This window comes from Stutzerimonas marianensis (genome assembly GCF_022810315.1).
GTDB classification, from domain to species: Bacteria; Pseudomonadota; Gammaproteobacteria; order Pseudomonadales; family Pseudomonadaceae; genus Stutzerimonas; species Stutzerimonas marianensis.
On record NZ_JALGRD010000006.1, the window covers coordinates 179,731 to 194,669 of the forward strand.

General features: G+C 63.5%; 13 protein-coding genes and 1 pseudogene. 9 read left to right on the forward strand and 5 right to left on the reverse strand.

Annotated features, from left to right (window positions below):
* Positions 1–45: 45 nt before the first annotated feature.
* Both MST27_RS12345 and MST27_RS12350 read left to right on the forward strand, forming a co-directional pair.
* Positions 46–1,782, forward strand: coding sequence for an ABC transporter ATP-binding protein (locus tag MST27_RS12345; RefSeq protein WP_243606238.1), 1,737 nt, complete (start codon positions 46–48; stop codon positions 1,780–1,782).
* Positions 1,783–1,918: 136 nt separating this feature from the next.
* A pseudogene (locus tag MST27_RS12350) lies at positions 1,919–2,348 on the forward strand (PLP-dependent aminotransferase family protein); the annotation flags it as partial.
* A 72-nt stretch (positions 2,349–2,420) separates the two neighbouring features.
* On the opposite strand, the gene MST27_RS12355 reads toward MST27_RS12350, so the two are convergent.
* Positions 2,421–3,554 (reverse strand): GNAT family N-acetyltransferase, encoded by a 1,134-nt coding sequence (locus MST27_RS12355; RefSeq protein ID WP_243606366.1) that lies wholly within the window; start codon positions 3,552–3,554, stop codon positions 2,421–2,423.
* Between the two features lie 240 nt (positions 3,555–3,794).
* Here MST27_RS12355 and MST27_RS12360 point away from each other — a divergent pair, with 240 nt between their 5' ends.
* The gene (locus MST27_RS12360; RefSeq protein ID WP_243606239.1) at positions 3,795–4,865 is read left to right on the forward strand and encodes a porin; all 1,071 of its coding nucleotides are present in this window, start codon (positions 3,795–3,797) and stop codon (positions 4,863–4,865) included.
* A 102-nt stretch (positions 4,866–4,967) separates the two neighbouring features.
* Here MST27_RS12360 and MST27_RS12365 read toward each other — a convergent pair whose 3' ends face one another.
* Complete coding sequence (locus MST27_RS12365) at positions 4,968–6,089, reverse strand: beta-ketoacyl-ACP synthase III (RefSeq protein WP_243606240.1); 1,122 nt, start codon at positions 6,087–6,089, stop codon at positions 4,968–4,970.
* A gap of 235 nt (positions 6,090–6,324) precedes the next feature.
* On the opposite strand from MST27_RS12365, the gene MST27_RS12370 reads away from it, so the two are divergent.
* The gene (locus MST27_RS12370) at positions 6,325–6,855 is read left to right on the forward strand and encodes a hypothetical protein (protein ID WP_243606241.1); all 531 of its coding nucleotides are present in this window, start codon (positions 6,325–6,327) and stop codon (positions 6,853–6,855) included.
* Positions 6,856–6,858: 3 nt separating this feature from the next.
* On the opposite strand, the gene MST27_RS12375 is transcribed toward MST27_RS12370, so the two are convergent.
* Entirely contained in the window at positions 6,859–7,071 is a 213-nt protein-coding gene (locus MST27_RS12375; RefSeq protein WP_243606242.1) for a DUF3820 family protein, read from the reverse strand.
* A 164-nt stretch (positions 7,072–7,235) separates the two neighbouring features.
* Here MST27_RS12375 and MST27_RS12380 point away from each other — a divergent pair, with 164 nt between their 5' ends.
* The 4 genes from MST27_RS12380 (at position 7,236) to MST27_RS12395 (ending at position 11,274) form a co-directional block, all read left to right on the forward strand.
* Positions 7,236–7,769, forward strand: coding sequence for an ankyrin repeat domain-containing protein (locus MST27_RS12380; RefSeq protein WP_243606243.1), 534 nt, complete (start codon positions 7,236–7,238; stop codon positions 7,767–7,769).
* A 178-nt stretch (positions 7,770–7,947) separates the two neighbouring features.
* Positions 7,948–8,937 carry an aldo/keto reductase gene (locus MST27_RS12385; RefSeq protein WP_243606244.1) on the forward strand — a complete coding sequence of 330 codons (990 nt, stop codon included), beginning with the start codon at positions 7,948–7,950 and terminating at the stop codon, positions 8,935–8,937.
* A gap of 224 nt (positions 8,938–9,161) precedes the next feature.
* Positions 9,162–9,893 carry a substrate-binding periplasmic protein gene (locus MST27_RS12390; RefSeq protein WP_243606245.1) on the forward strand — a complete coding sequence of 244 codons (732 nt, stop codon included), beginning with the start codon at positions 9,162–9,164 and terminating at the stop codon, positions 9,891–9,893.
* A 157-nt stretch (positions 9,894–10,050) separates the two neighbouring features.
* A complete protein-coding gene (locus MST27_RS12395) occupies positions 10,051–11,274 on the forward strand; it encodes an MFS transporter (RefSeq protein WP_243606246.1) in 1,224 nt (407 codons plus the stop codon).
* 132 nt (positions 11,275–11,406) lie between these two features.
* Here the strand turns inward: MST27_RS12395 and MST27_RS12400 are convergent, their stop codons facing one another.
* On the reverse strand, positions 11,407–12,423 hold the full coding sequence (locus MST27_RS12400) for a MerR family transcriptional regulator (RefSeq protein ID WP_243606247.1): 1,017 nt from the start codon (positions 12,421–12,423) through the stop codon (positions 11,407–11,409).
* A 330-nt stretch (positions 12,424–12,753) separates the two neighbouring features.
* Here MST27_RS12400 and MST27_RS12405 point away from each other — a divergent pair, with 330 nt between their 5' ends.
* Positions 12,754–13,653, forward strand: coding sequence for an alpha/beta hydrolase (locus tag MST27_RS12405; protein WP_243606248.1), 900 nt, complete (start codon positions 12,754–12,756; stop codon positions 13,651–13,653).
* A gap of 14 nt (positions 13,654–13,667) precedes the next feature.
* Here MST27_RS12405 and MST27_RS12410 read toward each other — a convergent pair whose 3' ends face one another.
* Positions 13,668–14,801, reverse strand: coding sequence for an aldo/keto reductase (locus MST27_RS12410; protein ID WP_243606249.1), 1,134 nt, complete (start codon positions 14,799–14,801; stop codon positions 13,668–13,670).
* Positions 14,802–14,939: the final 138 nt, after the last annotated feature.

The following is a 14,939-nucleotide window of genomic DNA, read 5'->3' on the forward strand; positions in this document are numbered from 1 at the left end:
GGCGCCCTGCCCCGCCTTAACCATCCAGCCATTCAAAGGTCCGCCGTGAACGACTCGATACCCAACGACCATGCGACTCTTGCCGTCGAGCACCTGTCCATCGATTTCGGCCCCCGTCGTGTGGTGGACGACCTGAGCTTCGCCCTGCATCCGGGCAAGACGCTGTGCATCGCCGGGGAGTCGGGCAGCGGCAAGTCGCTGACCTCTCTGGCGATCATGGGCCTGCTGCCACGCGCCGCTCGGGTCCCTGAGGGGCGCATCCTGTTCGGCGAGCGTGACCTGCTCGGCCTGCCCGAGCACGAACGACGTCACCTGCGCGGCAAGCAGATCGGGATGATCTTCCAGGAGCCGATGACCTCGCTCAATCCCTTGATGACGGTCAGCCAGCAACTGATCGAAACCCTGCGCCGCCACGAACCGCTCACCCGCGACGAGGCCCGCAACCGCGCCCGTGACATGCTCGATGCGGTGCGCATGCCGGATGTGCAGAAGCGCCTCACTCAATACCCGCACGAGCTGTCCGGCGGCATGCGCCAGCGGGTGATGATCGCCATGGCCATGCTCTGCCGTCCGCAGGTACTGATCGCCGATGAACCGACCACCGCGCTCGATGTGACCATCCAGGCACAGATACTCGAACTGATGCGCGAGCTGCAGCAGAGCTTTCACACCAGCCTGCTGCTGATTACCCATGACATGGGCGTGGTCGCCGAAATGGCCGACCAGGTGGTTGTGATGAACCAGGGCCGGATGGAGGAGCATGCTCCGGTGCGCCGACTGTTCACCGCGCCCCAGGCCGCCTATACGCGCCGGCTGCTGGACGCCGTGCCGGTGCTGGGCACCGCCCCAGCACCCCAGGCGTTGCCGGACAGCCCCGTGGTGCTGCAGGTACGCGACCTGCGGGTACGCTTCCCCCTGCGCGGCGGCTGGTTCGAACCGGGCAGAAACGTGCATGCCGTGGAGGACGTCAATTTCGAGCTGCGCCAGGGCGAGACCCTGGGGCTGGTCGGTGAGAGCGGCTGCGGCAAGTCCGCCACCGGCAAGGCGCTGATGAACATGCTGGCCTACCAGGGCAGCGTGCAGCTCGAAGGCCGCGAGCTCAACGGCCTGACGGGCGCGTCGTTGCAGGCGGTGCGGCGTGACATCCAGATGATCTTCCAGGATCCCTACGCTGCCCTGAACCCGCGCAAGACGATTCTCGAACTGGTGGGCGAACCGCTGCTGATACACGATCGGCTCCCGCTCACGGCGCGCAGGGAGCGGGTCGCCGAGCTGCTGAACCAGGTCGACCTGCCGGCCGATGCGATGACGCGTTATCCGCATCAGTTTTCCGGCGGCCAGCGTCAGCGCATCTGCATCGCACGGGCGCTATCACTCAACCCCAAGGTGATCATCGCCGACGAGTCGGTGTCGGCACTGGACGTCTCGGTGCAGGCACAGGTGCTCGAACTGCTTGAAAGGCTACGCGCCGAGCACGGCCTGAGCTACCTGTTCATTTCCCATGACATGGCGGTGGTCGAACGCCTCTGTCATCGCGTGGCGGTGATGTTCTGCGGCCGCATCGTCGAGGTTGGTCGCCGCGATCAGGTGCTGCACAATCCGCAACACCCCTATACCCGCCGCTTGCTCGATGCGGTGCCAATGCCGGACGTCGACCGGCGCCGGGACTTCAAGAGCCTGCTGCAATCGTTCGACGCGCCTGACCCGATCAAGCTTCGCGGCTTCGAGCCCCCAGTCCAGCAGTTCCGCAACGTTGGGGAGGATCATTTGGTGGCGGTGTGAGGTGATGGCGTTACTGGGACAGGGCACACCGCGGACCTCGGGAACAGGTCTGCAGCGCCCCCGCCCAACGGCGCTCCGCGCCGCGCCGAAGCCTAGCCATCACACCTTTCGCAGCATTTGCCTAGATGGTGCCGAGCCTGGCGAGCGTTTGCCCTCAGCGCTCGCGCTGAGTCTGGAACAGGACGTCAGCCTCACCACCGTGCAGCAGGCCTATCTAGAGGATGCGGGTTTGGCGATGCCACAACCGAATCGGGTATTTCGTGCCGGCTCAGCGATGCCTGGCCGAGTTGCCTCGGGTCGCACGGATGGCGCAACGGCCGGTGGAGATATCTCGGTGGGATGACATCGCGCTAATGCGCAGCCGCCCGACGCAGGACTGATGCAGTTCGGGCGTGGCATGCCGGACGTCGCCTCACTGACCTCAAACCGCCACTATCGAACTTCGCGCGACTCAGCAGGCGCAGGCCTCTATCAATATTCAGGGTTTGAGGGCACTGCGCGAGCAGGTGGCGCGTCTGGCGCTCGACTCCAATTGCCAGCTCGGCGCCAATGAACTGGTCATCACCAAGGCTTGATCGGGTCGCCGTCCCAATACCCGCTGAGCGAGCGCGCCGACTTAGGCCATTGCAGCTGAAGACCTAGGCATCACCCTGGCGATACGGCAAGGCGTCGCGCGCCGCTTCGGCATAGCGCAACACGCCGACCCGCTCCTGATCGAGGAACTCCGCCACCGCGGCGCGCAGGCCTGGGTGCAGGAGGTAATGCCACGACCGCGTGATCACCGGCTCGAAGCCGCGGATCAGCTTGTGCTCGCCCTGCGCCCCGGCATCGAAGCGCGACAGGTTCGCCGCGATGGCATAGTCGATGCCCTGATAGAAACAGGTCTCGAAATGCAGCCGGTCGAATTCGGCCAGGCTGCCCCAGTAGCGACCGTACAGTCCACGACCGTCGACCAGACAGAACGCCATGGCCACTGACCGGCCGCCCTGCCGGGCAAGCACCACGCGGATCGCCTCCGGCATGCGCTCGGCGAGCAGGCTGAAGAAGGAGCGCGTCAGGTACGGCGCCTGCCCGCGCACGTGGTAGGTATTGGCATAGCAGGCATAGACAAAATCCCACTCCGCCTCGCTGAGCTGGTGGCCTTCGCGCCGCTCGAAATCGATCCCCTGCCCGGCCACCTGCTCGCGCTCCTTGCGCAGCTGCTTGCGCTTGCGTGAAGTGAGCCCGTCCAGAAAATCCTGAAAGTCGCGGTAGCCGCGGTTGTGCCAGTGGAACTGGCAACCGATGCGCTCCAGCCAACCGTCACGCCCGCGCAACACCGCGTCAGCATCCGGCTCGGTGAAGTTTATGTGCAGGCTCGACTGGCCCTGGTCGGCAAGGCCCGCGCTGAGCGTGTCGATCAGTCGCCCCGCGGCCTCCCGGTCACCGAGCAGGCGGCCGCCGGTCACTGGTGAGAACGGCACCGCACACAGCAGCTTCGGGTAGTACTCGATGCCAGCGCGATGGCAGGCGTCGGCCCAGGCCCAATCGAACACGTATTCGCCGCTCGAGTGCGTCTTGCGGTACAGCGGCAGCGCTGCGATCGCACGCCCCTCGTCATCGCTCAGCAACGCATGTCGGGCCCGCCAGCCGCTGCGCCCGCCCACGCTGCCGCTGTCCTCCAGCGCACTGAGGAAGGCATGGCGCAGGAACGGCTGCGGCTCGGGGCCGAGTAAGGTATCCCAGCGGGCAGATTCGAGTTCGGCGAGGCGGGAAAGCGTCTGGATAGGCATGCGCATAGTGTCGCTGCTTGGTCACGAGAACTGAAGTCCCGAGTGGTAGGTGAGCTTTTGAACCGTAACGCCCAGGTTAATAGTTAACGAAAGTTATCAGGCCACTCTCTGTCATAGAAATGTCGCCAAACTTTCGAAAAGCTGTAACCGCTCCCCTCCATTCTGCCCACAGCCGCTTGGGGGGTTAGGACCCGGAGGCGGCGTAGCTACCAATCCGCGAACGCACAGAAAGGAAATATCATGCCACGCAAGCTTCTCCCCCTGACCCTCGCCATTGCTGCTGCAGTCGCGCTGCCGACTACCGCCAACGCCTACGAGATCATCGGCAAGCAACTGGAGATTTATGGCAAGGCCCACGTGTCGGCGGACTTCGTGGACAACGACACCGACAGCGAATTGGCCATCGCCAGCAACTCGTCGCGTCTGGGCTTCAAGGGCGTTACCGAGATCAACCCGAACCTCAACGCCGTCTACCAGATCGAATCGAAGATCATCATCGACGAAGGTGGTGACAATTTTGCTGGCCGCAACACCTTTGTCGGTCTGGCAGGCGATTTCGGCCAGGTGCTCGTGGGCAATCAGGACACGCCCGTCAAGAACGTGCGCAACGCCTTCGACCTGTTCGGCGACACCGTCGGCGACGCCCGTAACATTGCCGACGAAGCCAACCGTCGCGCCAAGAACAGCATCCAGTATGTCAGCCCGAGCATGGGTGGCCTGGTAGCCAGCGCCATGTACGCCACCTCTTTTGAAGATTTCGAGACCGAAGACGGCGACATCGAGAACAACGATTACTCCCTCGCCAGCATTGCGCTGGGCTACAGCGTCGGTGATCTGTCATTCAGCGCCGGCTATGAGAAGGCCGACGGTGATGACGAAGAGACCCTGGCTGACGACGTTCAAGCCTACGAGAGCGATGCCTACCGCGTGGCCGCTAGCTACGCCTTCGGCCCGGTCAGCGTGGGTGCGATGTTCGACCGTTTCGAAACCGAAGAGCCGGGGCTCGGCGAGCGTGACTCCTGGGGCCTCAACACGGCGTACAAGTTCGGTGCCAACACGCTGAAGCTGCAATACGTAGCCGCTGACGACTGGAGCGACGCGGACGATTCCGGCGCCACCCAGCTGAGTCTCGGCCTGGACCACAAGCTGTCCAAGCAGCTGACCGTCTATGGCGTGTACAACATTCTGAAGAACGACGACAACACGGCGTCCTACCGCATCAAGGGTGGCCACGACACCGACGTCTACCAGGTCGCTGCGGCCGGGGACGACATCAATGTCTTCTCGCTGGGCATGGTCTACAGCTTCTGATCGACCCTTCCCTCGTATTGCTCCAAAAATTTGCCCCGGCTATGCCGGGGCTTTTTTGTTTGGAACGATCCGGCGGAAGAAGGCGCGCCGTGAGCACGGCGATCAGCGCTTGCGCAGAATCACGCTGCCGATCGAGTAGCCAGCGCCGAACGAGCTGAGCACACCCAGGCTGCCGGCCGGCAGGTCATCCTGATGCTTGTGGAATGCGATCACCGAGCCGGCCGAGCTGGTGTTGGCGTAGGTGTCCAGAATGACCGGCGCTTCTTCCGGGGTCGCATCGCGGCCGAGCAGCTTGCGTACGATGAGCAGGTTCATGTTGAGGTTGGCCTGGTGCAGCCAGAAGCGCTTGACCTGTTCCACCGCGATGCCGTTTTCCTGCAGATGCGCGCCGATCAGCTCGGCCACCATCGGGCAGACCTCCTTGAATACCTTGCGCCCTTCCTGAACGAACAGCTTGTCCGGGTTGGTCATGTATTCCTCGGCGGTGCGGTTGAGGAAGCCGAAGTTGTTGCGGATGTTGTTGGAGAACTCGGTCGCCAGCTTGGTGCTGAGCACGTCCCACTGGTACGGCGAGGTCGCCAGGTCGGCGCGCTCGATCACCACGGCGGTGCACGCGTCACCAAAGATGAAATGGCTGTCGCGGTCACGGAAGTTCATGTGGCCGGTACAGATTTCCGGATTGACCATCAGCACCGCCCGCGCCTGGCCGAGCTGGACCGCATTGGCCGCGTTCTGGATACCGAAGGTGGCCGACGAGCAGGCCACGTTCATGTCGAAACCGAAGCCCTTGATGCCCAGTGCCGCCTGCACTTCGATGGCGACCGCCGGGTAGGCGCGCTGCAGATTGGAGCAGGCGACGATCACGCCGTCGATGTCCGCTGCCGTCTTGCCGGCACGCTCGAGGGCTTGCTCGGCCGCCTTGACCGACATTTCGCAGAGGATCGACCACTGATCATTGCTGCGCTCGGGAATGCGCGGAACCATGCGGTCCGGATCGAGAATGCCGTCCTTGTCGGTGACGAAGCGGCTCTTGATACCCGAGGCCTTTTCGATGAAAGCGGAGCTCGATTCCGGCATCGGCTGAACCTCGCCGGCCTCGATGGCGCTGGCATGCTCGGCGTTGAAGCGACGTGCGTAGGTGTTGAACGAGTCGACCAGCTCGTCGTTGGAGATGCTGTGGGCAGGGGTGTAAAGGCCGGTACCGCTGATGACGACGTTGTGCACAGTCGTTCCTCTTGAAATTGGCGGATCGTTGTCGGGCGCGAGGAACGGAGCGAAGCCGGCGGGTGCCGTTGCGATCGTTCATGCCGTGTCTGTTTATGGCGGCTATTGTGCACGAAAAGCTAACAGATTCTGCAGCCCGGCGCTGAAAACCAGACACGACCGGGTCAAGGATTTGCGCGCGGGTGCGCAGGCACTTCGGTTATCCTGCGCGCCCCCGGTCCGCCAGGATTCCCATATGAAAGCGTCACTCGCCGAACTGATCCGCCTGATCAGTTCCGGCTGCCTGCGCGATGACGACATCGAACGCATCGCCGACGAAGCTGCCCAGGCCTATGCCGACCCCGAAGCCTTCCTTCAGGCCAACCCGGACATCAACTACGACGTCGATTTCCCCATTCCGCTGGGTGAATGGGTAGTGGTCGGCAGCCTGCCGGACACCGTGCTGTTCCAGGCGGACGACTACCAGACGCTGTTCGAGCAGATCGTCGGTTCCTTTGGCCCGGACGTCACGTTCGTGCTCAAACCCAAGCAGTTGGCCAAGGCCGAACCGCTCAAGGCGATGAACCGTATCCAGACCCAGCTCGGCAGCCTGTACCCGGAAAAAGGCGGCTATGTACTGGTCGACTTCAGCGAGCCGCTGGATGACGCGCTGCAGGCTGTGCTGGTCTACACCTGCGATGTCGAGCGGGTCATGGCCCTGGCGGTGGAGGTCGGCATCTATGCCGCGCCAGCCCTGGAAACCCTCAAGGCACAAGGCGAGGCCTGAGCCTCAGCGACGGCGTAACGGGTCCAGCAACGCGGACAAGCCGTTATGGTCGATCTCGTGCATCAGCGCCAGCAGGCGGCCGAGCTCGCCTGGTGGGAAGCCGACCCGGGCGAACCAGTTGAGGTAGTGCCCCGGCAGATCGGCGATCAGCCGCCCCTTATATTTGCCGTATGGCATCGTTTGGGTCACCAGGCGTTCCAGGGCATCGGGGTTCATGGCAGCGGTCGTCATGCAGGGGACGGCGATACTGCCACAGGGCCAGGGTGCGTGGCAGCGGGACATTCACGTCGACTATCGGTCGGATAGACATGCCGTTGTCAGCGCGGGCGATCCGCTTTGGCACAATGACGGCGTTTCGCCCCATAGACCGAGGACACGACATGACGGATCAACCCGCCTCACGCCCCGACCTGGACGACGCCGCGCTGGCGTTCGCTGAACAGGTGTTCGAAAGCACCCGCAAGGGCGACGCCGCACGGCTGGCGGACCTGCTCGGGCGAGGCCTGCCGGCCAATATCCGCAACCACAATGGCGACAGCCTGCTGATGCTCGCCAGCTATCACGGCCACCTGGACGCCTCGCGCGTGTTGCTGGAAAACGGCGCCGACCCGCAGCTGTGTAACGACAAGGGCCAGAGCCCGCTGGCCGGCGCCGCGTTCAAGGGCAACCTCGACATGGTGCGCCTGCTGCTCGACCATGGCGCCGATGTCGAAAGCGCCTCGCCCGACGGCAAGACCGCACTGATGATGGCCGCCATGTTCAACCGCAGCGAGATTGTTGCTCTACTGCTCGAGCGAGGCGCCGACCCTAGCCGCGCGGACATGAACGGTGTCACTCCGTTGGCCGCCGCCCAGACCATGGGGGCCCAGGACACACCTCGGCTCATCGCCGAAGCCCTGGCCGCACGCAGCTAGGGCTCCCGTCAACGCGCCACCGTTCACATGACGCGGCGACCCTATTCGGGCCTCCAATCACTTCCTGCGTCCCGGCCGCCTCATCGTGGCGGCGGCACGCCTGCCGCTCCTTGCTGTCATTACTCGTTGCCCGGTTCGCTGCGAGGCGGGCCGCCATCGAGACAGACGAGGAGCATCCATGACCATCGAAACACTCACCATCGAGGGCATCGCCACGCCCGTATCCCGTATCGGCCTGGGCACCTGGGCCATAGGTGGCTGGATGTGGGGCGGCGCAGACGACGAGCGCTCCGTGACCACCATCCGCACGGCCCTCGAACGGGGAATCAACCTGATCGACACCGCTCCTGTCTATGGTTTCGGTCATTCCGAGGAAGTGGTGGGCAAGGCGCTCGAAGGCGTACGCGACCAGGCCGTGATCGCGACCAAGGTGGCACTGGACTGGAATGAGGGCGGCCCGCGGCGCAACTCCACCCCGGCCCGTATCCGTCAGGAGATCGAAGATTCGCTGCGGCGCCTGCGCACCGACCGCATCGACCTGTATCAGGTCCACTGGCCCGACCCGCTGGTGCCCATCGAGGAGACCGCCGCCGAGCTCGAAAAGCTGCGCCAAGAAGGCAAGATCCTTGCGATCGGCGTCAGCAACTTCTCCATCGAACAGATGGATGCGTTTCGCTCGGCAGCCCCGCTGGCCAGCGTGCAGCCGCCCTACAACCTGTTCGAGCGGGCCATCGAAACCGACGTGCTGCCTTACGCTCGGGGCAAGGGGCTGGTGGTGCTCGGCTACGGCGCGCTCTGCCGCGGGCTGCTTTCCGGCCGGATGAACAGCAGCACCACCTTCGACGGCGATGACCTGCGCAAATCCGACCCTAAGTTCAAGGCACCCCGGTTCGAGCAGTACCTTGCCGCGGTCGAGGCGCTGAAGTCGCTGGCCCGGGAACGCCACGGCAAGTCAGTGCTGGCGCTGGCGATCCGCTGGGTGCTCGACCAGGGACCGACCGTCGCCCTCTGGGGCGCACGTCGGCCAGATCAGCTGGATGGGATCGACGAGGCATTCGGCTGGACGTTGTCCCAGCAGGATCTGCAGGACATCGATGACCTGCTGGCCGAGCACATCACCGACCCGGTGGGCCCGGAATTCATGGCACCACCCACCCGTAAAGGCTGATAAACAAGCCGCAGCGCCGCGATCGTGCGAATCCGCGGCGCCGCGATGCGCCTGTGCGACAGAGCTGTTCTGCCGAGTCAACATAGGGCCAGCGCGGCAGAGAAGCACGCCGACTTACTCATTCGATAAATCGACATAATCAGATTGATATCGCGATAATCCGCCCTTCGCCAACATGATCCAACCCGCAACGGGCAGATCTCGACGAAGGACTTCCCCACGCCATGCGCGCCATATCGCTCACCGTATCCATCATGGTCGCGAGCGCCCCTGCGCTTGGAGACGACCGCCCGCTGCGCTTTTCGGTCAGCGATAGCTCGACCATGCCCATGGTTCGGCTCGCCCAGGGCAAGGTGACTGCCGGCATTCTCCATGACCTGCACCAACGCATCGCCGAGAAAATCGGGCGCCAGGCCGAGCAAGTGGTGATGTCGCGGTCACGCATTCAACCGCTGCTCGCCGAAGGTACGGTGGATGTCAGCTGCTACGTGAATCCAGCCTGGATCGACGAGCACCGGGCCAGCTATCGCTGGAGCGTGCCATTCATGACTCAACGCATCCAACTGGTGGCCGCGGCAACCACTCCACCGACCACGATCGAGCACCTGCGCGACGAACGAATCGGCACCGTGCTGGGCTTCACCTATCCCGAGTTGGAGCCGTCTTTTCGTGACGCCACGCTGACACGCGACGATGCGCGAACCGAAAGCCAGGTGCTGGCAAAGCTTGCTGCTGGACGCTATCGCTACGCGCTGAGCTCGGAGACCGCGCTGGCCTGGTTCAACCGAGATCGGCCAGCCGAGCGCAAACTGCGTACGATGGATCAGTTCGTCGAATACTCGATCCACTGCCTGGTGCGCGATGAGCCGGATGTTCCTGCCAACGAAATACTCGAGGCGATGCAACAACTGCAAGACGATGGCGAGTTCGAGGCGATTCTCGCGAAGTACCGATAACGCTGGGCTTTGGTAACATCCGCCGCGCTCTGGCATCGACGATACGCCCGAACTTCGTGGTCCCGTCGCTGCCTATCTAGTTCGCTGGATTTCCGACTCCCGACGTTGCACGTCCAGGCGACACCAGCCGTCACTCAGCTCTTCCTTCGAGGCATCGATGACCCACGCAAGCACAGGCAAGCCGGCCCTGTCGGCCCGCGCCATACTGTTGATCGAACTGGCGCTGGCCATGGGCGGTTTCGCCATCGGCACCGGCGAGTTCGCCATCATGGGCCTGATGCCGAACGTCGCGCAGGGGCTGGGGATCAGCGAGCCACAGGTCGGGCACGTCATCAGTACCTATGCCCTTGGCGTGGTGGTTGGCGCACCGCTGCTGGCCATCATTGGCTCACGCATGTTCCGCCGGCATCTACTGCTGCTATTGATGAGCTTTTTCGCCCTGGGTAATTTTGCCAGCGCCTTGGCCCCGGACTACCACACCTTGATGCTGTTCCGCTTCATCGCCGGGTTGCCGCATGGCGCCTATTTCGGTGTAGCGATGCTGGTCGCCGCGTCGATGGTGGCCCCGGATCAGCGCGCCAAGGCGGTCAGCCGCGTGCTGGCCGGGCTGACCATCGCGATGCTCATCGGCAATCCCACCGCCACCTGGCTCGGCCAGGGTCTCAGCTGGCGCTGGGCATTCGCCCTGGTCGGGCTGATTGCGCTGTTGACCGTCCTGCTGGTCGCGATCTTTCTCCCGCTGGACCGCAGCGAGCCACGCAACAACCCGATGCGCGAACTGCGTGACTTCAACCGCAAACCGGTCTGGCTCGCACTGGCGATCAGCTCAATCGGCTTTGCCGGCATGTTCTGCGTGTTCAGCTACCTGGCGCCGACCCTGCTCGAGGTGACCGGCGTCGGCGAAAACTGGATTCCGGTGGGGCTGGCCGCCTTCGGCCTGGGCGGAATCGTCGGCAACATCGTGGGCGGCTGGCTCTTCGACAAGCTAGGGTTCAAGGCCGTCGCCTGGCTTTTGCTGTGGAGCATTCTGGTCCTGCTGGTATTCCCATTCGCCGCGACTTCGCTGTGGACGATCCTTCCGGCAGCGTTTGCGGTTGGCACCATGGTGTCGCTCGGCCCGCCCCTGCAGACCCACCTGATGGACGTCGCCGCGGACGCCCAAACGCTCGCTGCCGCCTCCAACCATTCGGCGTTCAACGTCGCCAATGCCCTCGGCCCCTGGCTCGGCGGGCTGGCGATCAGCGCGGGCCTGGGCTGGACTTCTACCGGCTACATCGGTGCAGCGACCGGCGCCGTCGGCCTGCTGGTGTTCTGGTGGGCATGGAACACGCGCGACGAGGCGGAAAGAAAATCGCCTGATGCAGCCATCGTCTGCGATTGAGCAACTCCTGCCATTCGACGCGCAGACGTAGATTACGGATGAGCGAAGCGATACCCATCGGTTCGGGATATCGCGACAGGTATCGCTGCGCTCAATACCATCCCAAGTGCAGCGGCAAGCTTCAGGTCGGCCTTACAGCGCGTTCACGGCCTGCCCGAGATAATGCAGGAGCCCTTCATCGACCCAGGTGCCTTCCATCAGGCTCGGTTCCTGCTGATTGGCTTGCCGGATCTTCTGCTGTGTTTGCGGATCGTTACCGGCATAGGCACGAAACAGCGCCAGCCAGCGGTGAGCCAGCACCTTCACCTTCTCATCGTCTGGCGGCAGACCCTTTCGCCGAGCCTTACGCAATGCTGCGACCAGGCGCGGCCATTCCCGCATGCTAGCCAGGTAGTGCTCGCGCATGAAGGCGAGCTCATTGGCATCCAGGTATCGCGCATAAACCGCCAGCTTGCTTTCAGCAAAGGCATGCAGCACATACTCGCTGACTTCGCGGGTTATGCCTGTCTGTCTTTGCAGCACTGGCTCGCCAAGGTGCATCGCGTCGAGCTTGGCCAACAGTGCCGGATCGGCGGCGGTGTCCTGCTCCAACTGGCGCATCCAGCGCCGCGCCAGGTCCTGCGCCTGGCCATCCTGGGGGCTGACCTCATCATGCAGCAGCCGCGCCGCCTCCTCAGCCAGTTCGATCCAGCGGGTGTCGCTTGCAGCATTGCGGTTGTAGAAGGGCAACTGACACAGTTCGTCTTCGGAAAAATACTTTTCGTACACGCTCATCAACTCCAGTGTTTCCAGCCAGTCGGCAAGTGCCGGCTCCTGCCCCGTGACGCACTGACGATGCAGTTGCACCAGTTTTTCACGCAGCCGGACCTGCCGCGCGATCTGCTGGTCGAGCTGAGTCAATTGCTGCTCGATCACGGTGGAGACCGACAGCGCTTGCCGGTCGAGAATGGCTCCGATGTCGGCCAACGAAACGCCAAGGCTTCGCAAGGCCTGGATCTGCTGCAGCCGTGCAACATCGTCGCGGCTGTACAGCCGGTAGCCGGCGTCGGAGCGCGCGGACGGACGCAGCAGCCCGATGTCGTGGTAGTGGTGCAACGTCCTGACGGTCAAACCGCAGCGCCGGGCCAATTCACCAACTTTCAACTGCATCGCGATGTGCTCCTCGTCTGTGCGGGAGTGATGGTCGTGCCTCACGCGACGTGAGGGTCAAGGGGTAAGGAACTCATTTCGCGTCCTGTTCCGCGGTCATCGGCAGCGGAGCAGAACGATGCGGCGTTTAGCCGAGCGAGGCAGCTAGCAAACCGATGCGTGTCTCTAATTCCTTGAACATGTAGGGCGACGATGCTACTTCGCGCCGATGTCAGGGAGACAGCTAGCGAAACGCCGCAATCTTCCGTAATGACATGTCGTCGCGAGTCGCTTGCGTGCGGTACTGGCTGAACGCTCCAATAGCGGCTCAATCGGAGGTGATCCAGCCGCATGTCGAGTTTGCCGTTTTTCCGCACCAAGGCCCGAACCTTCTTTTCCTTGTTCGCCGCTGCATTACTGGCCGTGCTGCCCGTTGGCTGCTCGATGCTCGAGCAGACCGAGCGCGAGCTGGTATTTCGGATCGAGCCAGGGACCGCCAGCTGGTTCAGAGGCCTGCCCAGCGGGGTCGAAGAACTGGAGCTGACCACGCCGGCATTCGGTGACAAACAGAACATCCACGCCTGGTGGTGGCCGGCCGACCAGGCGGACGCGCCGGCATTGCTTTACCTTCACGGTTCGCGCTGGAACCTAACAGGGCATCTGTTCCGCCTGGAGCAAATTCGCTCGCTGGGCTTTTCGGTACTGGCAATCGACTACCGTGGTTTCGGCAAAAGTCTCGGCGAGTTGCCATCGGAGGCCAGCGTTTATGAAGACGCGCGGATCGCCTGGGATCACCTGAAAAGCCTGCAGCCGGATGCCAGCAAGCGGCTCATCTACGGCCATTCGCTTGGCGGTGCCGTCGCCGTGGACCTGGCCACCGATCTGGGCCAAGCGACAGACGACAATGCCGGCGCCCGCGCGCTGATCATCGAATCGACCTTCACCACCCTGGCCGACATCGCCACGGAAGTTGCCGATACGCCCTGGCCGATCCGCTGGCTGGTGTCCCAGAAGTTCGACTCCATCGACAAGATCGACCAGGTCCGCATGCCCGTGCTGATCGTGCATGGCACGGCTGACCCCTACGTGCCGGCACGCTTCAGCCAGGAGCTCTACGACGCCGCGCAGGAGCCAAAACGCCTGCTGTTGATCGAGGGCGGCACCCACAACAACAGCATGCGCATCGGGCGTCAGGAATACCGCCAGGCGCTGGACGAGCTGCTCGGCAAAACGCCGAACATCCCGGGCTGAACACGACGGCTCGGTCAGCCTGGAATAGGCGCGTTTTCCTCGAGCAGCCCTTCCCGCTTGGCAGCCGCCCAGAATTCACCCGGTATCCTGGCTGACATCGATGCAGCGTTCTCACGAACGTGCTCCGCCTTGCTCGCGCCGGGGATGATGGCCGAGACGACCGAAGGCGCATTGCAGAACTGCAACGCGGCCGTACGCAGATCAACCCCATGCTCACGGGCCAGCGCTTGATAACGCTCCCGCTTGCGCTGTATGTCCTGGGGCACGTCCTTGCTGTAGTTGAAGTACTCGTTGCCAGCCAGGTAGCCGGAGTTCAACGGTGCGCCGAGCACGAGGGAAACGCCTCGTTTTTCCGCGGCCGGGAACAGATCGTTCAGTGCATCCTTGTGCTTGAGCAGCGAATACTGAGTGGCGGAAAGAATGATGTCCGGGTCAGACCGTTCGATGGCGCCGAGCGCAGGCGGCAATGTATTCACGCCCATCCCCCAGGCCTTGATCAGGCCCTCCTCGCGCATCTTCACCAGCTCGGGCATTGCGCCTTTGACCGCAACCTCGAAGTGCTCTTTCCAGCCTTCGCCCATGTCCTCGTTGTCCGGCGAAAGGTCGTGTATGAACACCACGTCCAGGCTCGGTACCCCCATGCGCTGAAGGCTGTCTTCGATGGAACGGCGGGTACCGGAGGCGCTGTAGTCGTACTCGTAGTCGAAGTTGTTAACGCCCTGCCAGTTCTTGTGAGAGTAACCGGGCTCAGGCTTGAGCAATCGGCCGACCTTGGTCGACAGTACATAGGCATCGCGCTCTTGCGCTGACAACAGCCCGGCATGACGCCGCTCGCTGAGGCCCAGTCCGTACCAGGGCGAGGTATCGTAGTAACGGATCCCCAGATCCCAGGCTTGCTGCAGCAGCGCCAGCGCCTCCGCTTCAGGCAGTTCGCGGCGCATGTCACCCAGACCGACCGCGCCCCCAAGGCCGAAGCGATAAGGCGGCCGATAGCGCTCATGCGTGCCCTCGTTCATCGGCAGACTGTCAGGCGACTGAGACGCGGCACCTGGCTGACGCGGGTTCGCCTCGGCACGCGCCAGCACAGGCGCGAGCGCCAGCCCGACGCTAACAGCGGCAGTAGTGGAGAGAAAGTGGCGGCGTTGCATGCGGAACCTCCTTTGCAGAGTGAGCGGGAATGAATCCCCAGGGCCTCTGTTAGCGACCCCTTCGCGCTCCGCGGGTTTCCTCCCGGGATGAATCGCACGGGTTCAACCCGGCGTGCGGGCAATAGCAGCGCGGTAAAG